The sequence below is a fragment of the Nocardia sp. NPDC003482 genome, assembly GCF_053588115.1.
The window spans coordinates 54,210-73,698 of the sequence record NZ_JBSFPI010000007.1; the positions used below are offsets into that span (position 1 = coordinate 54,210).

17 protein-coding genes are annotated in these 19,489 nt (G+C 70.4%); 5 read left to right on the forward strand and 12 right to left on the reverse strand.

Annotated elements, in window-relative coordinates; genetic code table 11:
- The 5 genes from ACWDSJ_RS12645 to ACWDSJ_RS12665 all read right to left on the reverse strand — a co-directional run bounded on the left by ACWDSJ_RS12645 (position 1) and on the right by ACWDSJ_RS12665 (position 3,169).
- Positions 1-243: a helix-turn-helix transcriptional regulator gene (locus ACWDSJ_RS12645; protein ID WP_387358138.1), complete on the reverse strand. Its 243-nt coding sequence runs from the start codon at positions 241-243 to the stop codon at positions 1-3.
- Positions 233-1,084 (reverse strand): ABC transporter permease, encoded by an 852-nt coding sequence (locus ACWDSJ_RS12650; RefSeq protein ID WP_450031634.1) that lies wholly within the window; start codon positions 1,082-1,084, stop codon positions 233-235. Before ACWDSJ_RS12650 ends, ACWDSJ_RS12645 begins: the two co-directional genes overlap by 11 nt.
- Complete coding sequence (locus ACWDSJ_RS12655; RefSeq protein WP_387358134.1) at positions 1,081-2,010, reverse strand: ABC transporter ATP-binding protein; 930 nt, start codon at positions 2,008-2,010, stop codon at positions 1,081-1,083. The genes ACWDSJ_RS12650 and ACWDSJ_RS12655 overlap by 4 nt, the downstream gene beginning before the upstream one ends.
- Positions 2,011-2,097: 87 nt before the next feature.
- Positions 2,098-2,529 (reverse strand): type II 3-dehydroquinate dehydratase, encoded by a 432-nt coding sequence (aroQ, locus tag ACWDSJ_RS12660; protein WP_450031636.1) that lies wholly within the window; start codon positions 2,527-2,529, stop codon positions 2,098-2,100.
- A gap of 28 nt (positions 2,530-2,557) precedes the next feature.
- On the reverse strand, positions 2,558-3,169 hold the full coding sequence (locus ACWDSJ_RS12665; protein WP_450031638.1) for a hypothetical protein: 612 nt from the start codon (positions 3,167-3,169) through the stop codon (positions 2,558-2,560).
- Between the two features lie 280 nt (positions 3,170-3,449).
- On the opposite strand from ACWDSJ_RS12665, the gene ACWDSJ_RS12670 reads away from it, so the two are divergent.
- A complete protein-coding gene (locus tag ACWDSJ_RS12670) occupies positions 3,450-5,087 on the forward strand; it encodes an NTF2-like N-terminal transpeptidase domain-containing protein (RefSeq protein ID WP_450031640.1) in 1,638 nt (545 codons plus the stop codon).
- A gap of 4 nt (positions 5,088-5,091) precedes the next feature.
- Here the strand turns inward: ACWDSJ_RS12670 and ACWDSJ_RS12675 are convergent, their stop codons facing one another.
- Genes ACWDSJ_RS12675 through ACWDSJ_RS12685 form a run of 3 tightly spaced genes read right to left on the reverse strand, consistent with a single transcriptional unit; the run spans position 5,092 to position 8,103 of the window.
- On the reverse strand, positions 5,092-5,511 hold the full coding sequence (locus ACWDSJ_RS12675; protein WP_450031642.1) for a DUF3054 domain-containing protein: 420 nt from the start codon (positions 5,509-5,511) through the stop codon (positions 5,092-5,094).
- 17 nt (positions 5,512-5,528) lie between these two features.
- Positions 5,529-6,611 (reverse strand): lysylphosphatidylglycerol synthase transmembrane domain-containing protein, encoded by a 1,083-nt coding sequence (locus ACWDSJ_RS12680; protein ID WP_450031644.1) that lies wholly within the window; start codon positions 6,609-6,611, stop codon positions 5,529-5,531.
- 4 nt (positions 6,612-6,615) lie between these two features.
- The gene (locus ACWDSJ_RS12685; protein ID WP_387359159.1) at positions 6,616-8,103 is read right to left on the reverse strand and encodes an adenylate/guanylate cyclase domain-containing protein; all 1,488 of its coding nucleotides are present in this window, start codon (positions 8,101-8,103) and stop codon (positions 6,616-6,618) included.
- Positions 8,104-8,404: 301 nt separating this feature from the next.
- Between ACWDSJ_RS12685 and ACWDSJ_RS12690 the strand changes: the two genes are divergently transcribed.
- Positions 8,405-9,541: an AI-2E family transporter gene (locus ACWDSJ_RS12690; RefSeq protein WP_387359157.1), complete on the forward strand. Its 1,137-nt coding sequence runs from the start codon at positions 8,405-8,407 to the stop codon at positions 9,539-9,541.
- Positions 9,542-9,749: 208 nt separating this feature from the next.
- Positions 9,750-10,370, forward strand: a complete 621-nt coding sequence (locus ACWDSJ_RS12695) for a DUF1707 SHOCT-like domain-containing protein (protein WP_450031964.1) — start codon at positions 9,750-9,752, stop codon at positions 10,368-10,370.
- A 9-nt stretch (positions 10,371-10,379) separates the two neighbouring features.
- On the opposite strand, the gene ACWDSJ_RS12700 is transcribed toward ACWDSJ_RS12695, so the two are convergent.
- The 4 genes from ACWDSJ_RS12700 to ACWDSJ_RS12715 are packed head-to-tail and all read right to left on the reverse strand — an operon-like array spanning position 10,380 to position 16,396.
- Positions 10,380-13,487 carry an MMPL family transporter gene (locus tag ACWDSJ_RS12700; protein ID WP_450031646.1) on the reverse strand — a complete coding sequence of 1,036 codons (3,108 nt, stop codon included), beginning with the start codon at positions 13,485-13,487 and terminating at the stop codon, positions 10,380-10,382.
- Complete coding sequence (locus ACWDSJ_RS12705) at positions 13,487-14,230, reverse strand: NYN domain-containing protein (protein ID WP_387358119.1); 744 nt, start codon at positions 14,228-14,230, stop codon at positions 13,487-13,489. The genes ACWDSJ_RS12700 and ACWDSJ_RS12705 overlap by 1 nt, the downstream gene beginning before the upstream one ends.
- Positions 14,227-15,012 (reverse strand): tRNA (guanosine(46)-N7)-methyltransferase TrmB, encoded by a 786-nt coding sequence (trmB, locus tag ACWDSJ_RS12710; RefSeq protein WP_450031966.1) that lies wholly within the window; start codon positions 15,010-15,012, stop codon positions 14,227-14,229. Before trmB ends, ACWDSJ_RS12705 begins: the two co-directional genes overlap by 4 nt.
- 52 nt (positions 15,013-15,064) lie before the next feature.
- Positions 15,065-16,396 carry a lipase family protein gene (locus ACWDSJ_RS12715; protein WP_387358117.1) on the reverse strand — a complete coding sequence of 444 codons (1,332 nt, stop codon included), beginning with the start codon at positions 16,394-16,396 and terminating at the stop codon, positions 15,065-15,067.
- 316 nt (positions 16,397-16,712) lie between these two features.
- Between ACWDSJ_RS12715 and ACWDSJ_RS12720 the strand changes: the two genes are divergently transcribed.
- Both ACWDSJ_RS12720 and ACWDSJ_RS12725 read left to right on the forward strand, forming a co-directional pair.
- Positions 16,713-17,831, forward strand: coding sequence for a Rab family GTPase (locus ACWDSJ_RS12720; protein ID WP_450031648.1), 1,119 nt, complete (start codon positions 16,713-16,715; stop codon positions 17,829-17,831).
- Entirely contained in the window at positions 17,818-19,266 is a 1,449-nt protein-coding gene (locus tag ACWDSJ_RS12725) for a hypothetical protein (protein ID WP_450031650.1), read from the forward strand. Before ACWDSJ_RS12720 ends, ACWDSJ_RS12725 begins: the two co-directional genes overlap by 14 nt.
- Positions 19,267-19,489: the final 223 nt, after the last annotated feature.

Here is a 19,489-nt window from a genome sequence, read left to right on the forward strand (position 1 = left end):
TCAAGCGGTCTCGGTGGACGACCCGAGCCGCGGGAACGGCCGGGTGGAGAACACCACCTCCACCGGCACCTCGAAGTACTCCGAGATGCGCAGCGCCAGATGCAAGCTCGGGCTGTACTCGCCGCGTTCCAGATATCCGACGGTCTGATAGTGCACCCCGAGCGCCTCGGCCAGCTGCCGCCGCGAGATGCCGCGCTCGGCGCGCAGCATCGCGATGCGGTTGTAGATGACCTCAGTAGGCACGCGCCATCGCCTTCTCGCGCCGGGCCGCGACATGGGAACCCGATTCGCGACGGGCCATGCGCCGCAACACGATCGGGGCCACCGTCAGTCCGAACACCGCCCACACGCCGAGCACCCCGAACGTCTCCCAGTGCCGCCACGACTGCCCGAGTTCGACGACCGCGGCCTCCGGGGGCAGCAGGGCCGACCGCATCCCCAGCCCCAGCCAGTAGATCGGGAACACCTGCGCCAGGCCCTGCACCCACCCCGGCATCGAGGTGATCGGATAGAAGACGCCCGAAACGGCCACCAGGCCCATCACCGGGAAGGAGACGAACCCGATCGAGCGCGGGCTCTCGAACACCGAGCCCACGATCGCGCCCAGCGGCAGCGTCGCCAACAGGCCCAGCACCAGCACCCCGATCAACAGCGCCCACCCGCGCGGACCGTCGAGCCGCAGCCCGCCCAGCACAGTGAGCCCGAAGATCAGCACCACCGCGACCTGGATCAGCACGACGCCGGACACGGTGACCAGCTTGCCGATGAGATAGCCGACCATCCCGTTCGGAATCGCCTTGGCCCGCAACAGCGTGCCGTCCTCGCGGTCCAGCGCCAGGTACTGCCCGATGCCGAAGATGCCGTTGGAGGCGATCAGCATGCCCATGACGCCGGGCAACGCCAGCGCGCCGAGCCCGAAGCCCGTCCCGCCGAAGTGCCCGTTGCGCATGAAGAACAGTGCTACCAGAAGGATGACGGGCCACAGGAACTGGGTGAACAGATCCATACCGTTGGTCAGGTTCTGCCGCAGTTCGATCAGCCCGCGGGTCAGCCCGGACCGCGTGGCCACGCCGAGCGAGATCATCGGGTCACCTCCTCGAGCGTGTGCGTCGCGGTGTCGAACTGTCCGGACTCGAAGCGCTGGACCAGCGTCATATAGGTGTCCTCGAGCGAGGCCCGGCGGACCTCGAGCTCGTCGATCCCCTCGCCGTACTGCTTGAACAGCTCGTGGACGAATTTGGTGGATTCGGTGGTGGTGTGGACGAACCGCTGCCCGTCGCGGGTCCAGCGGATCTCCGCCTCGCCCTGGATGCGGCGCGACAGTTCGTCGGCCGAGCCGTCGGCGATGATCCGCCCGCCCGCCAGGACCAGGATGCGGTCGGCGAGTTTCTCGGCCTCGTCGAGATCGTGGGTGGTGAGCAGGATCGTGGTCCGCTCGTCGTCGGCGAGCCGGTGGATCAGATCGTGGAATTCGCGTCGCGCCCGCGGATCGAATCCGGCGGTCGGCTCGTCGAGGAACAGCAGTTCGGGCCGCCCGACGATGCCGATCGCCACGTCCAGGCGGCGGCGCTGGCCGCCCGAGAGCGTGGCGATCTTCTTGTCCGCCTGTTCGGTCAGGCCGACGGCGGCGACGAGTTCGTCCGGATCCCAGGGCCTTCGGATGGCGGGGGTCGTATAGGGCGCGTAGTAGGTGCCCAGGTGGGCGAGCAGTTCCCGCACCCGCCAGCGGCCGTGGTCGCGCCAGGACTGGAGCACGACGCCGATGCGCGCGCGCCAGTCCTCGCGGCCGTGCGCGGGATCGGTGCCGAGCACGGTGACCTCGCCCGCGGACCGCATCCGGAACCCCTCGAGCACCTCGATGGTGGTGGTCTTGCCCGCGCCGTTGGGGCCGAGCAGCACCAGCACCTCGCCGCTGTGCGCGCGGAATGTCACGTCCTGCAATACGTCTCGGTCGCCGTAGCGCATCCGCAGACCGCGGACGTCGAGTGCGATCCGGTCGCCTACCGTCATCCTGCCCTCCGTAGTAATACCAGGATGGTATGTAGCATATCTACTACATAGACGGGCGGGCAAGGGTGCGGCGGGGGCGATCGGGAATCAGGCTGGCGCGCAGAGGAATTCGATGGCGGCGGCGTACCCCTGCACGCCCATCCCCGCGATCACGGCCGTGGCGATGGGCGAGATGTAGGAGTGGTGCCGAAACTCCTCGCGCGCATGGACATTCGAGATGTGCACCTCGACGATCGGGACCTCGGGGATCACCAGCGCGTCGCGCAGGGCGACCGAGGTGTGGGTGAGCCCGCCGGGATTGATCACGATGGCGGACTCGGCCCCACGGGCGGCGTGGATCCGATCGATCAGCGCCCCTTCGTGATTCGACTGGAAGGCCACGATCTCCCGGTCGAACCGCGCGGCCGTGCGGCGGCACAGTTCGACCACGTCGTCGAGGGTCTGCGCGCCGTAGACCTCAGGTTGGCGGACGCCGAGCATGTTCAGATTGGGGCCGTTGAGCACGAGGATCGGGGCCATGCCCCGAATCTAGCCGCTCGGGTCCGGCTCAGAGGCCGCGCGGCCCCTCGGCGCGCAGGTCGTCGACCTTGCGCATGGCCGAGCGCAACTCCTCGAGCCACTCCTCGGCGTGTTTGCCCGCCAGCTTCACCGTCCACGCCAGGGCGTCGGCGCGGGACCGGGCCACGCCCGCGTCCACCAGGGTGTCGAGCACCTTGCGCTCGGGCTGACGCAGCCGGGTCATGACCGGAACGGCCAGGTGGGTGAACATGATTCGCTCGCCCTCGACCGAGACGCCCCAGGCCACGCTGCGGCCGTAGCGGGCCTGCGCCTCCTGGGCGATCTGCATTCGCGCGGGCCGGGTGGATTCGCGGAAGCGGGCGACCGCGCCGTCGCGGGTGGCCCGGGGAACCGAGCCGGCGGGCGGTTCGGCGTCGGCGGGCTGTTCGGCGTCGGTCGGGCCGGAATCGGGGGTGGGCAGGGGGAGTTCGCCGATGACGACGATCTCGTCGCGATCGATCTCCACCGTCGGCGTCCCGACGAACCAGTCCGCGGGCAATCTTCCCGCGAACCAATCGGGGGCGTCCGCGGCGTCGGGGAGGTCGGCCTGCTGCCAGCCGCCGGGACGACCGAATCCGCGTCCTCTGTGTCCGTGTCGCATGAGTAATGCCTCGCTTGTCTGTGCAAGAAGTGTTTCAGTGATTACAAGATTACGACGAAATGCGACGCGCGGGTTGCGCTCTGGGAGAACGAGGTCGGGTGGCGATTCGGCAACGGTGGCCGACGATTCGGCGACCGGTGCCCGGGCTGCGTCGAATCGGGCACTATTGTGGTCGCTGAGCATGGTGAATTTACCGTTGGTCTTGTTGCTGAAGTGTCAAGAGTGAAGAGTGGGCGATATGGATGTGTGGGGATCCCGCCGCTTTCGCGTTCGGGGCGCAGTGGCAGCCGGGACGGCTGCCGCCCTGGCGATCGCGTTGGGAGCGTGCGGGTTTCACGACACCCCGAGCGACCCCAAATCCATCGTCGAACGCTTCACCCAGCTGTTGGACAAACAGGACGCCACCGGCGCCGCGCAGCTGACCTCCTACCCCGGCGGGGCCGAGGCCACGTTGCAGCAGATCTTCGCCGGGCTCAATCCCGGCAAACCCGATTACGAGGTCGAGCAGTACATCGGCCTGGACGCCGACGCGGCCATGTTCAACCTGAAGGCGGACTGGAACTTCGGGCCCGGTAAGGATTGGACCTACGACCTCCAGGGCAGCATCCGCAAACTGGCGATCGGCTGGCGAATCTCGTGGGAGCCGAACGTGGTGATGCCGCAGCTCGACTACAAGCGCACGGTCAAACTGGTGAAGACCGACGCCACGCCGTCGCCGAAGGTGAACGACAACGCGGGCGCACCCCTGATGACCGAGCAGATCATCAACGTGATCAAGGTCGATCCGAGCCGCACCGGCGACCCGGTCGGGACCACCAACGCCCTCGCCGACGCCATTGCGCCGGTGGCGCCTTTGATCACCGGACCGTCGTTGATGCAGCAGCTCGCCGCCTCCCAGGGCAAGCCGATCGTCGCGGTGAACCTGCGCGAGGACGACTTCGCCATCCTGGAACCGCGAATGGCGCCGATTCCCGGTGTGGTGATGGAGAAGCAGCCGCAGCTGATCGCCGCGGACCGGCGTGTGTGGTCACCGTTGCTGGACGGGCTGCGCAAGGTCTGGCAGGAGAACCGGGATCAGCACGCGGGCTGGGGCGTTCAGCTGTTCGAGCCGGACGGCAAACTGGTCACCCAGCTCGCGGGGCAACAGGGGCCGCCCGGCCCGGACATCGCCTCGACCATGGATCAGCGATTGCAGCGGGCGGCCGAGGACGCCGTGGTCAGCGCGGGCACCGCGGCCTCGATCGTGGCCATCCAGCCGTCCACGGGGGCGGTGGTCGCCGCCGCGCAGAACACCTACGCCAGCGCGCAGGGGTCGGTGGCCTTCACCGGGGTGTACCCGACGGGCGGGATGAACGAGCTGTTCCGCGCGGTGGCCGCGATCGTCAAGAAGAAAGCGCCGCAGGACGTTTCGACGCAGGACATGGCCGAGGCCGCGGCCGCCGTCGGCGTGGGCATCGGCTTCAAGGTGCCCGGCCTGGACCAGACCACCGGCCGCCTGCCCATCGGCGGGCGCGGGGTGGAACAGGTCCGCCAGGGCGGCAACGACCCGATTCTCGCCAGCCCGCTGGGGCTGGCCGTCGCGGCGGCCGCGATCGCGCGCGGCGGCGTGGCGCCGCCCATGATCGAAATCGGCCGTCCCGCAACGACGGAGGCCGACCTCGCCCCGCTCCCGCCCGAGGTCGTGGACCGGCTGCGCGGCACGCTGCGCGACGGCCTCGCCGCTCCCGAACTGGCCGGCCTGCGCCGCTACGCCGATGTGGGCGCCTACGCCGCCACCGCGGGCACCAACGGCTGGCTGGTGGCCACGATGGGCGATCTGGCCTTCGCCATCCACATCGACGATGTCGACTCCGGCGACGCCACCGCCCGCATGGCCGCCCGCCTGCTCCAGTCGCTCGCGGCCCCGGACGACAAATAGCGGCTCAGCGCAACGCCTTCCAGGCCCCGCGCCACCCCAGCAGGAAGAATCCGAGCACCACGGCCGCGACGATCACGAAACTCACCGCGACGCCCTGCCCGCTCACCGCGCGCAGGACCATGCCCCCGATCAGGGTGCCCAGCCAGGCGACCACGCCCGTGGGCCAGAGCCGCCCGGCGTCGAACCCCGTGAGCACGGCCGTGGGCAACCGCCCCCGGTCCTCGAAACCGCGCGCGGCCGTGGACGATTCGGCGCGCGCGAACAACCACAGGGCCAGCAGCCAGCCCAGCAGCAGCCCGCTCGCGAAGGGCCAGAACGTGCGGAGCAGGCCGGGCAGGACGGCCTCGTCGTGGCTGCGCCTGCCGATGGCGCAGAACACGAGCACCAGCAGGGCGTCGAGCGCGAGCGGCACCAGTTTCGTCACGCCGCCAGGGTAATCGGCTAGTACCGGCTCTCGAATTCGCGCTCCAGGGCCGCGTCGTCGGCGTGCGGCTTGCGGAACAGGAAGGCGAACACGATCCAGCCCACGACCGCCACCAGGATGAAGCTGATCAGGCGGTAGACGAAGGCGGCCGAGACCGCCTGGGCGGCGGGCAGTCCCGCGGCCGCGGACAGGCTGTAGACCAGGGTCAGTTCGACGTAGACCAGGCCGCCGGGGGCCAGCGGGATCGTGCCCACCGCCTTGCCCACGCTGAACGCGATCATCAGACCGGCGACGCGGGGTTCGGCCCCGACCGCGTAGCAGGCCGCCGCCAGGCAGGCCACATCGCCGAGCCGGTGCATCAGGGCCCACAGGGTGACCAGGGCCCCGTCGCGGCGGCCCAGCTCCACCGATTCCAGCTGCCGCAGCGTCTCGGCGAGTTTGTCGCTGCCGTCGTCGGGCCGGTGTCCGCGAATCCGGTTGACCAGGTGCAGGATTCGACGGCCGAGTGCCCGCACCGAACCCGGATGACGCGAGGCGTAGTTCCCCGCCCACACCAGCAGCACCACCCCGCCCAGCGTCGGGATCAGCTTGCCCGGCCCGATCCGATCCCCGGCCAGCACCGCGCCGCCCACCCCGAGCAGCACCATCCCGGCCGCGGCCACCACCCCGGACATCGCCAGCTGCCAGGAGGCCAGCACCGGGCTCGCGCCCCAGCGCCGGGTCTGCCGATAGGTGAACGCGGTGGAGAACACCTGCCCGGCGGGCAGCGTCACCGACATCGCGGTCGCGCCGTAGACCACCGCGACCGACTTGCTCTGGTTCACATTCACGCCACCGGCGTGCAGGAGCTGTTTCTGGATGCGGCCGTAGCCGTCCATGGAGACGGCCTGCATCAGCACGCAGACCGCGACCCAGCCCCAATGGATCTCGGTCAGGGTCCGCCAGGATTCGTGCAGCCGCGGCCACAGATACACGCCCTCGACCACCAGCAGGGCGGCCACGGCTACCACGAGTATCCGCTTCACCCAGCGCAAACGCCCCCGACGACGGGGCCGCACCGCGGACGGGGGGCCGTCGGCGGAGTCACCATCGGCCGTCACGAGGTCAGCCTAACAGCGCCGAACCCTCCTTCGGCCAGGCCAATTGGGTCTTGCGGCGGCGGCCGCGCAATTGGACCTCTTCGCCGGTATTCCAGAATTGCTGCTCGAACCCGTCGGCGAAATACAGCGCGCTGCCCGAGGCGAGGACGCGGCCGGGATGTTCCTTGGCCAGTTCGGTCAGCCGGGACGCCTCGTTCACCGGATCGCCGATGACGGTGTACTCGAAACGGTTGGCGGCGCCGATGTTTCCCGCGACCGCCAGCCCGGCCGACACGCCGATGCCGATGTCCAGACCGGGCACCTCGCGCAGGGCCTCGCGCAGTTCGCGGGCGGCGGCGAGCGCGGCGGTGGGCGCGTCGGGACGATCCAGGGGCGCGCCGAAGATGGCCAGCGCGGCGTCGCCGACGAACTTGTTGATCAGGCCGCTGTGCCGGTCGACCACATCGACCACGATCCGGAAGAACTCGTTGAGCAGGCTCACCACCTCGGTCGGCGGGCGCTCGGCCGCAGTGGCCGTCGAACCGACCATGTCCACGAACAACACCGCCACGAACCGGGTCTCACCGCCGAGTTCGGTGCCGTACTCGAGCGCGCGGCGGGCGACCTCCTCGCCCACGTGCTGACCGAACAGCTCCTGGAGTTCGCGGCGCTGCGCGGCCTCCTCCATCATCCGGTTGAATCCGACCTGGAGCAGCCCGATCTCGCTGCCGTCGAACACCTCGACCTGCACATCGCGGGCACCCTCCTGCACCCGATCGATCGCGCGCGAGAGCTGCCGCACCGGATCGGAGATGCTCGAGCCGGTCAGCATGGACAGCGCCAGCGCCTGCAGGATCACCACCCCGCACAGCAGCAGGATCGACACCGCCAGCGAACGAGCGGAGAACTGCACCTGCGAGGTGATCTGGGTGACGCACAGCAGCACGATCGCGATGGTCGGCGCGAAAGTGCCCATACCCCAGGTCATCGCCATGCGGGTGCCGACGCCCGGGGTGAGGGTGTGGTCGAAGGTGCCGGTCTGCAAGGCGTGCGCGGCCACCGGGCGCAGGATGCGCTCGCCCAGCATGTAGGTGAAGCCGAACACGATGGTGGCGGCCATACATTCGGTGACGATCACCGCGCCCGCGAGCCGCGGCGTGTCGGCGATGATCGACCACGCCAGCACGGCCCCGCCGACCAGCCACAGCGCCAGATGCACGATGGCCTGCCGCAGCGGCGCGTGCAGCGCGGCCATCTGCTCCTGCCGGCTCGGCGGCCCGCCGCGCATCTGCCAGCGCATCACCGGCCGCAGCATGAGCGCCGACGCGGTCACGCTCAGCGCCCCGCCCACGAGGAAGACCAGCCCTGGCACCAGCACCCCGGTCCGGCGAATCCCGTTGGGGCTGCCCTCGGGCGCGGGCAGGCCGTACTGGATGAACGCGTACACCAGAATCGCACCGAAGGCGTTGGCCGCCAGCATCGATGCGAGGTACAGCGGCCAGCGCGTTCGCATGGTCTGTTTGACCGCTTCGAGGGTGGGCGCCGACACGATCACCAATCTAGCGCCAGCCCCTCGCACACACGTGCCCACGCCGGGGGCGTGGCAGTCGCCGGGCCGCGTTCGCGCGGCCGTGTTCGCCCTCGACAGCGGATATCGAAGTGGGCGGGGCGGGGCGACAAGGTATTACGCGCGTGCCCGCGCGGGCCGGGGCGGATAGGCTCGCGACGTGAACGAGGGCACGGAGATCCAGGCGACCGCCGGTTCGGCGCGGAGATCGGGGGCGGAGCGGGCGCGCAAGTCGGCGGCCGACGCCGTGCATCCGCTGGTGCGCGAGGCCGCCGAGTGGTGTTGGCGGCTGCTGATCATCCTGGTCGCGGTGCTGGCCGTCGCGTGGCTGGCGCACAAGTTGACGACGGTGGTGATCCCGCTGGCGATCGGGCTGCTGGCGGCGGCGCTGCTCTCCCCGGCGGTGGATTGGATGCAGCGGGTCGGGGTGCCGCGCGGGCTCGCGGTGTTCGTGGCGCTGATCGGGTCGCTCGGGCTGGTGGCGGGCATCTTCACGTTCGTGATCGAACAGGCCGTCACCGGTGTCCCGCAGCTGACCGACGAATTCAAGACCAGCATCCATCAGATCCAGGACTGGCTGATCAACGGGCCGCTGCACCTGAGCAACGACCAGATCCGCGACGCGGGCAATACGATCATCAAAACCGTTGAGTCCAACCAGGATTCGCTCACCAACGGCGCGCTGACCACGGCCGCGGCGATCGGCGAATTCTTCACCGGCGCGTTCCTGACGCTGTTCATCCTGATCTTCTTCCTCTACGGCGGCGACCACATCTGGGACTTCCTCACCCGGATCGTGCCGACCCCGCAGCGCGAACGGGTCCGCACCGCCGGGCGGCTGGGCTTCGGCACGCTGATCGGGTTCGTGCGCGGCACGGTCATGGTCGCGGCGGTGGACGCGATCGGCATCGGCGCGGGCCTGGCGATCCTCGGGGTGCCGCTCGCGCTGCCGCTGGCGTCGCTGGTGTTCATCGGCGCGTTCATCCCCATCGTCGGTTCGGTGCTGGCCGGTTCCATCGCGGTGTTCCTGGCGCTGATGACCAAGGGCTGGGTGACGGCGGTGATCGTGCTCGGCATCACGGTGGCGGTCATGCAGCTGGAAGGCCATGTGCTGCAACCACTCCTGCTGGGCCGCGCGGTCGACATCCATCCGCTGGCGGTGGTGCTGGCGATCACCACCGGCGTGGTGCTGGCCGGAATCCCCGGCGGCCTGCTGGCCGTCCCGTTCGTCGCGGTCCTCAACACCGCCATCCGCTCCCTGCTCGCCGACAGCCCCGAGGAGCTGTACGAGCTGAACACCGGCGACGACGAGCCCCGCCTGTTCCACGCCGAACCCGACGAGCCCACCCCCGGCCGCTACGACCCACCCGCCCCCGCCACCTGATCGGGCCACCCCGGCGCGCGCGGCACCCGGCCCAGCGGATCGAGGATTGCCCGTGGACCTGATCAGGCCCCCGGCACTTGGCCCAGCGGATCAGGGATTGCTTGTGGACAATCAGGCCCCTAGGCCCAGCGGATCAGGGATTGCCCTGATGTGCGGGAGCCGTCGCGTCGGTAGCCTCGATCGCATGGGCGAGACGGTTTCTCCCGCCGTGGGCGATCGGGATCTGCGGGTGTCGGATGCCGAGCGGGAACACGTGGGGATGTTGCTGCAACGGGCGGTCGGGCTCGGGATGCTGTCGCTGGGCGAGTTCACCGAGCGGATGGATACCGCGCTGGCCGCCAAGACGCGCGGCGAACTGAACGCGGTGCTGATCGATCTACCCGGGATTCGCCTTGCGGGACAGCCGAATTCGACGCCCCGGCCGCGGTACGCGCCGCCGCCGAGCGCGCCCGGACCCGCGGGCAATGTGATCCGCGCCCGCATGTCCGGGGTCACCCGCAAGGGTCCGTGGCAGGTGCCGCCGACGCTGTATCTGAACAACTACCTGTCCGGCGTCACGCTCGACTTCACCCAGGCCGTCATGAGCACCCAGGTGGTGGAGGTGCGGCTCGACGATTTCTGCAGCTCGCTGACGCTCATCCTGCCCGCCGAGGCGACCGCCGACCTCAACGGCGTGGAGCTGATCGGGTCCAGCGCCAACAACAAGGTGCGCACCGGGCCGCCGATGGGTCCGCTGCACCTGGTCGTGCACGGCCGCACCCGGTTCGGTTCGGTCACCGCCAAACACCCCTTCGCCGCGCAGTGGCGGCGCATGATGTCGGGGTTCTGAGTCCGCCGATCAGTCGCGGTTCTGGCGGCGGAGCAGTTCGTTCACGCTGACCGTGCGGCTCGGGTTGCCGGGCTGCTTGGGACCGTCGGCGTCACCGGGATTCGGGCGGCGACGGGAGGCGCGCAGATCGGACATCCACCGTTCGATGCTGCTGCGATCGGCCGGATCGGGCTCCGGCACCGAATCCGCCTCGGGCGCGGGCATTTCCACGCCCCGCTGCTCCGCGCCCTCGGGCGCGCGACGTTCCGGCGCACTCTCCACGTCCCGCTGTTCGGGCCGTGGGTAGTACCGTTCCGCACCTTCCGCGCCCTGCTGTTGAGGCCGCGGGTAATGCTGTTGCGCACTCTCCGCGCCCTGCGGCTCAGGCCGTGGGTAGTGCTGTTCCGTACTCTCCGTGCCCTGCTGCTCGGGCCGTGGGTAGTCCCGCTCCGCACTCTCCGCGCCGCCCTGTTCGGGTTCGGGCCGCGCGTAGTGCTGGGCCCGGCTCGCGGGGTGCGGCTGCGGTTGGGGCGGGAGGACGCGCGGGGTGGCCCCGACGGGGGCCGTCGGCGCGGCCGGATCGACGCCCCGGGTGGGCGGGGCCAGGCGCGGCGGCGCGGCGGGCCGGGAGACCTGCGGGGTGGACACACTGGGCAGTTGCGGCGGCGTCGGCGGCCGCGAATCACCGTGCGGCGCAATGGTTTCCGACCGAGCCGTCGATCCGGCGTCCGGCTCGGGCGGCGGCGCGAGCGGAACGACCGGCGGCGGCGTCACCCGGGCCGCGCCCTTCTTCGGCACCCGGCCGAAACGTTCGGTCGGCGCGTCGGGATCGGCGTCGCGAACGAACCTGGCGCGCTTGGGTTTCCGGGCCGGTTTGGCCGGGGTGCCGTCGGGCAGCATGGGGATCTGCATGGTCACCGGATCGGTGACCGGCGTGGTCTTGACCAGGTCCACGACGTCCTCGTCGCCGGGCCGCTCGCTGTGCAGCATCGGCTCGCCGAGGCCCACCCGCTGCTGGATGCGCTTCATCCACGCCGGCGCCCACCAGCAGTCGTCGCCGAGCAGCTTCATCGTCGCGGGCACCAGCAACATGCGCAGCACGGTCGCGTCGATCAACAGCGCCGACACCATGCCGTACGCGATGTACTGCATCATCACCAGATCCGAGAACGCGAACGCCCCGGTCACCACGAGCAGGATGAGCGCGGCCGCGGTGATGATGCGCCCGGTCTGCGCGGTGCCGATGCGCACCGCCTCGGTGGTGGACGCGCCCTGGGCGCGCGCCTCCACCATGCGCGACAACAGGAACACCTCGTAGTCGATCGACAGGCCGTAGATGATCGCGATGATCAACACCAGCACCGGCGCCATGATCGGCTGCGGCGTGAAGTTCAGCAGTCCCGCGCCGTGCCCGTCGACGAAGATCCACGTGAGAATGCCCAGCGTGGAACCCAATCCGAGCGCGCTCATGAGCGCGGCCTTGATCGGCAGCACCAGCGAACCGAACGTCAGGAACATCAGCAGCGTCGTCGCGAACAGCACCAGCGCGATCATGATCGGCATCCGCTGCATGAGCGCGTCGAGGCTGTCCTTCATCAGCACCGGCTGCCCGCCGACGTACACCTTCACCGAATCGGGCACATCCATCGACCGCAGATAGTCCACGGTCTCCTCGGAATGGTCCGGATCCTTCGGCTGGGCGTCGGTCTTCCACACGTCCGAACCCTTGGGCGGGAAACCCGGTGTGGGGAAGCTCTGGATCAGGCCGGGCGCCTTGCTCGCCTGCTTGATGACCGAGCCCACGGCATTGGTGTCGGTGCCGACCACGACCAGCTGGATCTTCTCGGTGCGGAAGGACGGGAAGAGGCGGTCGAACTCCTCCTGCGCCACGCGCGTCGGATTGTCCGGCGGCAGATAGCTTTCGCTGATCCCGCCGAACTGCAGGTTCTTCACCGGAATGATCAGCAGCAGCAGGGCGATGCACAGCGGGATGGCCACCTTCAGCGGATGCTTCATCACCCACTGGGTGCTGCGGCCCCACAGCCCGTTCTCCACCTCTTCGGCGGTCTTGGTCTTGCGCATCCACTTCAGGCCCAGCAGGTCCACGCGCGGGCCGAGGATGCTCAGGATGGCCGGGAGGATGGTGATCGAGGAGACCGCGGCCAGCAGCACGGTCGCGATCGTGCCGTAGGCCAGCGACTTCAGGAAGCCCTGCGGGAACAGCAACATGCCCGCGCTCGCCGCGATGATCATGATCGCGGAGAACGTGACGGTCCGCCCCGCGGTCATCACCGTGCGGCGCACGGCCGCCCGGGTGTCGTAGCCCTCGGCCAGTTCCTCCCGGAAGCGGCTCACGATGAACAGGCCGTAGTCGATGGCCAGACCCAGGCCGATCATCGACACGACCGCGCCGACGAACGAGTTGACCTCGGTGAAGTTGGTGATGAACCGGACGATGCCGTTGGCGCCCCAGATGGTCAGCCCGCCGAGGATCAGCGGCAGGGCCGCGGCCACCACGCCGCCGAAGATGAAGAACAGCAGCACGCCGACCGCCGGGATCGCCAGCACCTCCATGCGGTGCTGGTCGTTGGCGATGGTGTCCTGCAGGGTGCCCGAAACCGCTTGCAGGCCCGCGATCTGCACGTTCACCCCGGGAATCAGGAACGCGTCCTTGACATCCCGGTAGTTGTTCATCGTGGTGGTGTCGTCGTCGCCCTTGATGGCGACGGACGCGAAGGCCACCTTCTTGTCCTGGGTCGCCAGGATCGACGAGTACTGCGTCTTCGAATTCGCGAGCCGCCAGTACGAGGCGTTGACGCCGGTGATCTGGTCCGGATGCTGCTGCGGCAGCGCGTTGAGCGAGTCGGTGATCCGCGCGCTGAAGTCGGGATCGTCGACCGTCTTCCCGTCCGGCGCGGTGTACAGCAGCAGCACGTCGCCGGTGTGGTCGCGCCCGTACGCCTCGTCGACCAGCCGGGCCGCCTGCGACGACTCGGCATTGGGATCGAACCACCCGCTGGAGCTGAGGTGCTTCTCCACCCCGAAGCCGTATCCGCCCATTCCGAGCAGCGCGGCGACCACCGCGGCGAGCACGGCGAAGCGGAACTTGAAGACCAGGTCGCCCCAGCGGGTGAACACTAAGCGACTCCTTGTGCGGGGCGGGAGGTGAGCAGGGCCGACAGCGGTCGGAAGGGCTGCAGCCAGGCTCCCTCTTCGGGCAGCGAGTCGAGGCTGACCCGGGGCAGCGGTTCGCGGAACACGCCCGGGATGTCCTCGAGGTCGATGAACTCGAGGATATCGGACGTCACCGCCCAACTCGCGTGCTCGCGGAATCCCAGTACCTGCACCGGAATTCCGCTGGTCGCGAGCGCCTCGAGCGGTTCGCGGAAGGCCTGTCCGTCGGCCGAGGCCACCATGATCCCGGCGAGTCCGGCGCCGCGGCGGCGTAATTCGATGTGCGCCAGCATATCGCTGTCGACATCGGAGTCCTCGTCGATCTTGGGCTTGGCGAACACCGCGTAGCCGACGTTGCGCAGCGCCTCCACCCAGGGCCGCACCACATCGGCCGTGCCCGGGGCGATATTGGTGAACACGGTCGCCTCCGCCTCCACCCGATGCGGACTGCCCGCCGACAGTTCCGCCGTGCGCGCGAGCAGCCAGCGGCCCAGCGCGTCGAAGCGCGGGCGGTAGGCGGCCGTGGGTCTGCCGCCGAGGATCGCGCCCAGGCCCATATCCAGATTGGGTGCGTCCCACACCAGCAGCACCCGGCGCAGATCTCCGCCCGGCGGCAGCGCCGACGAGGTGCTCGGGCCCTCGGAGACACTGCCGTGCATTATTTCGGCAACATCCATGACCTCGTGGGCCATCTCACTGACGCTCATGCCTCGATCTTCCCCCAGATGAGCTCCGTAATGGCGCTACCGGCCCGATGCGCCTTGCCTTCGAACTTGGTGACGGGCCGATCGAAGCCGATCGGGGCGGTCGCGCGGAAGGTCTCGTCGTCGCCGCCGGCGGCCGTGTTCAGCCCGATGAGCTGGGGTTCTTCCGCGCCGACGGCGGCGATGTGCTCGGCGTAGCCGGGGTGGTCGGTGGCCACGTGCAACACGCCGCCGGGCCGCAGCCGATTCGCGATGAGGGTCATGGTGGCCGGTTGCAGCAATCGCCGCTTGTGGTGGCGGGCCTTCGGCCAGGGATCCGGGAAGAAGACGCGAACGCCCGTCAGCGAATTGTCGGCAATCATGTTTTCGAGGACGTCCACGGCATCACCGCGCAACAGCCGGATGTTCTCGATGCCCTCCCGCTCGATGCGGTGCACGAGCTGGGCCAGGCCCGGCTTGTACACCTCGATGCCGAGCAGGTCGAACTGCGGTTCGGCCTGGGCCATCGCCGCGGTCGCGGTGCCGGTGCCACAGCCGATCTCGACGATCAGCGGCGCCTCGCGGCCGAACCAAGCGGCGGTGTCGAGCGGTTCGTCGCCCACCTCGCGTCCGATCCGCGGCCAGGTCCGCTGCCACGCCTGCTGTTGGCTCGGGGTGAGCGCGCCTCGGCGGGACCGGAAACTGGTCACGCGGGGATACAGGCGAGAGCCGGTGGCTGTGGACCGCGGCCCCGGGACTGTCTCGGCAGTGTGGTTCGCGGCGTCGTTCACTCGTCCATTGTCCAGGTTCGATCATCGGCGCAGCAATCGACCGCATCCCCGGGGCGTCGTGCCGGGCTCAGGCGGCGAGGGTGTGGGCCGGGCGCAGTTCCGGTGCGCTCTCCTGCCGCAACGGGCGGCCGAGCGCGACTCGTATTGCGGTGCCGAGCATTTCGAGCAGGCCGCGGCGACTCTCCGGTGCCGTGGTGACCGACCAGACGGTTCGCGTCGTGGTATCGATCACGGGCCGCCCGGCGATCCGGTCGGCGAGCCACTCCAGGCTCAGCGGCGTGCTCAACGGCAACAGGGTGAGATGGTCGCTGAGGCGGTCGCGCAGATAGGTCACCACCGAGCCCGCGCGGCGGTACCGGTCGACCTGTCCGTCGATGCCCTCGACGTGGATGATCTGGTCGTGCACGGGCTGCACGACCAGGATCGGGCAGCGCGGGGCGTGGCCGCCCAGGCGCATGTCGTCGAGCATGAGCCGCATCTCGGGTTCGTCGAGCACCTCGGCCAGCGGGCGGCGCAGATGATCCTCCACGTTCTGGTTGGCGAGCCGGAAGATCGCCGCGGCCGGGGTCAGCCGCGCGGCCCGCTGGACCAGTTTCATCCCGGTCTCGGTCAGATCCTCGTCGATGACCCTGCCCAGCGCGGGATAGATGCGGTGCATGGCCGCGATCACGATGGCCGGCAGCGCGGCGTACCGGCCGCCGTTGAGCCGCAGGAACACCTGGCCCGGATCGCCGACGGGCGCGCCGAGCACGGCCCCGACCAGATCGATCTCGGGCGCGTAGGTGGGCGCCATCTCGACCAGCCACGAACTGGCCATACCGCCGCCCGAATATCCCCAGACCGCGACCGGGGTGTCGGCGTGCAGGCCCAGCGGCGGGAAGCGCAGCGCCGCGCGAATGCCGTCCAGGGCCCGATAGCCCGGTTCGCGCGGGGCGCCGAAGTTGCCGTCGGGTCCCTCGTGGTCGGCGATGCTCACCGCCCAGCCGCGCCGCAGCGCGCCCGCGACCAGCATCCACTCCAACTGGGTGATCGAGCCGAGCGCGGCCGAACCCAGCCGCAGCGCGTAGGACGGCGCGCAGCGTTCGGAGACGGCGTCGATGGCGGATTGGAAGGCCAGCAGCGGTCGCGGCTGGCTGGGATCCGCGTCCGCGGGCAGCAGCACGGTGGTGATGGCGGCCTCGGGCCGGTCGTGCAGATCGTTGCTGCGATACAGCAGCTGCCAGGCCGAGACCTGCTGCGGGACGAGGCCCAGCAGCGCGACCCGGACCGCGCGGGTGCGCAGGATCGTGCCCGGGGCGTATCCGGCCAGGTCGACGGGCGGGCGCAGGAACGGGTCTTGTGACGGCGGCAGCGGGCGGCCCGCGCCGATCTCCTCGATGACGTCACCGATGACGCTCATCCCCAACCTCCTCCGGTTCGCCGCCGATCCGGCGGCGCGCAGGCGCCGGATCTGCCCGGGGACCGCGGTGCCGAAGCCGCGCATCGGCGAAGCGCCGATCCGTTCACGATAGGTGACCGGCTGTTTACGCAGGAAGACAGTTCGGTGCCAATTGTGCTGTCCCACAGGACAAGCCATAACATATCGTGACGATTTCCCCAGACCGTCCATACTACTCGCCCACGGGTTGTGAGCGCGGACACAGGAAAACCGGTCGCCCTGCCGACAATTCGGCCCACTTCTGACAGAATCCTTCGCCGGAAGGGGGTGCGCTCCGTTGTCAGCAGGTGTCACGGCGTCCGGCCTGGTCGGCGACTACGGCGGGCGCACACCGGGTCTCGATCAGCTGCTCGCGACGCTGCGGCGGGCGGGCGATCCGGGTGCGGCCGAGGGACTGGCCGCGGCGGTCGGAAAATGGCGGCGGCCCTTGCGCATCCAGGTCACCGGCCGGGCCCGCTCGGGAAAGAGCACCCTGCTGCGCGCCCTCGCGCTGATCTCGGCGGAGGAGACCGCGCCCGTGGACGAACCGGGCGAACCGGAACCGGACCTCGACGGCGACCTGATCGTCTACGTCCTCGCGGCCGCGCTGCAACCCGCCGATCGCCGCGTCCTCGCCGCGCTGCCGCCGGATCGGGTCGTGGTCGTGTTGAACAAGGCCGACGCGATCGGCTCGCGCTGGGCCGACGCGGTCACCGCCGCCGACCGCTACGCCCGCGAACTCGGCCTGCCCGTGCTGCCGGTGGTGTCCGCGCTGGCCGCCCATACCCGCGCGGGCACGCCGAGCGAGGACGATCTGCGCACGCTGCGCCGCCACGCGGGCCGCGACGATCCGGCCTTCACCCTCTCCCCGGAGCTGTTCACCGCCGCCGACGCGGGCCCGGACACCGCCGATCGGCAGGCGCTGCTGGATCGCTGGGGTCTCTACGGGGTGGCCTGCGCGCTCGTCGCGCTGCGCCACGAACCGGGGCTGGGCCCGCAACCGCTGCTGCGGCTGCTGCACGCGGTCAGCGGCATCGACGCCGTGCACACCCGCGTCCACGTGCAATATGAGGGAATCGTCGCGCGGCGCGGCGGCGAACTGCTCGACGAACTCGCCCGCCTCGCCGCCCGCGCGCTGCCCGAATCCGATTCGCGCGCAAGCGATCTCATCGAGGACTACCTGGCCGGGGACGAGGCGCTGTGGCTCGGCGTGCGAGCGGGGCTGGCCTGCCCGCAGGTGCGACACCTCGCCTCGGGTCCGGCGCGGCCCGCCGACGCCGACGACGCCCTGGCCCGGGCCGAGCGCTGGCGCGCGGTGATCGCGAGCGATCTGCCCGCCGACGCGCGCCGGGCCGCGGTCCGCGTGCACAACGGGTACGTCCGGATCTGGGAGCGGATGAGCAGTGTCGGACTCTGAACCGCTGTCCCCGGCGGTCGCGGCCGTCGTCGCCCGCTGGAATCCCCAGGGTGACGCGCTGCTGCGCGCGGTGCCCCCGGCGGGCGGCGCGGGCGGCGTCCCGGTCACGGTGATCGGACCCGACGACGCCACCACGGCCCAATTGCGCTGGGAACTGGGCCGATTCGAGCCCTGCGTCGAACTCGCCGAGCCCGGCCCGGATCCGGCCGCCCCGCCCGCCGTGGCGCTGATCCTGCTCGACGCGGGCGCCGCCCTCGGCGCCGCGACCCTCGATCTGGCCGCCCGGCTGCACGCGGCAGGGTCGCGAATGGTGTTCGCGCTCAACGGCTTTCACGCCCACGCCGAATGGCGGGCGATCCACGAACGGGATCGGACCCTGCTGGGCCGAGCGCTCGGCGCGGAGCCGGAGGTGCTGCCGGTGTCCGCGCGCATGGCGGCCACCGCCCGCGACCGCGGCGACGCCGCCCTGCTCGATCGGTCCGGCGTCGGCGCGCTGCACGCCCGGCTCACCGCGGCGGTCGGCGCGCCCGCCGGGAGCAACGGGGTCGTCGTCGAGCGGGTCCTCGCCGACACCCGCCGCCGCATCCTCGACCAGGCCGAGGCGCTGCGCTCCGGCGAACTCGCGCGACAGGTCCGCGAGGAGCGCGCGACCCTGCTGGCCGGGCGCGACGGCGGCCGCGCCCAGGCCCTGGGCGCCCTGCGCAACCGCGCGAATCTGGCCCGGCTCGATCTGGTGCACGAGGCCAGCGCCCGCGTCCGCACCCTGAACACCACCGCCCGCGCCGATCTGGAACGGCTCCGCCGCCGCGACGCCGCCGCCTTCCAGGACCGGCTCCAACAGGCCGTGCACGAGCTGACCGCCGAACTCGACGCCATGCTCACCCGTCGGCTCGCCGAGATCACCCGCCAGCTCGAGGCCCTCACCGGTCCGGCCACCGCGCCCGTCCCGCGCACCGATCCGCCCCCACGCCTGCGCCCGGACTTCGCCCCGCGCCGCCGCGGCGTGGAGGATCGCCTGATGGTTGCCGTGGGCGCCTCGGCCGGTTTCGGACTCGGCCGGCTCGTGGTCGCTCCGTTGTCGCTGGTCCCCGCGCTGGACTACGCGACGTGGCCGATCGCACTCGCGCTCGGCGCGGGCGTGGCCTACTGGGTGGTCCGGGCCCGCGGGCACGTGGCCGACCGGGCGCACCTGCGCGAATGGATCGCCGAGGCCCTCGGCAATGTCAAGTCCGAACTCGAGCGGCGGATGTCCACCGCGCTCATGGAGGCCGAGTCGGAACTCACCGACCAGGTGGTGCGGGCGAGCACCGCGCGGGTCGTCGCCACCGACCAGCGGATCGCCGAACTCGAGGCGCAATTGCGCCAACTGCACTCGAATCGTCCGGCGCAATTGGCCGCATGCGAACGCGACCTGGCCGTTCTCGACGCGCGATAACACGTTCACCGCACGCGCCCGGCAAATTTCAGCCGGATATCGAGTGAGGAACCCCATTCCGTACCGGCGGTCACATCGCGTTAACCTCTTTACACAAGGAACCTGGGCGTCCGCTTCGTCCTGTACGCCGTCCGACCCGGGGCGTGCCGTCGAGCCGGAGCGGGTACCCACCCGCCAACGGTGGCTCTCCGGCGTCGCGAGCTGCCGGGAGTCGCCGCCCCAC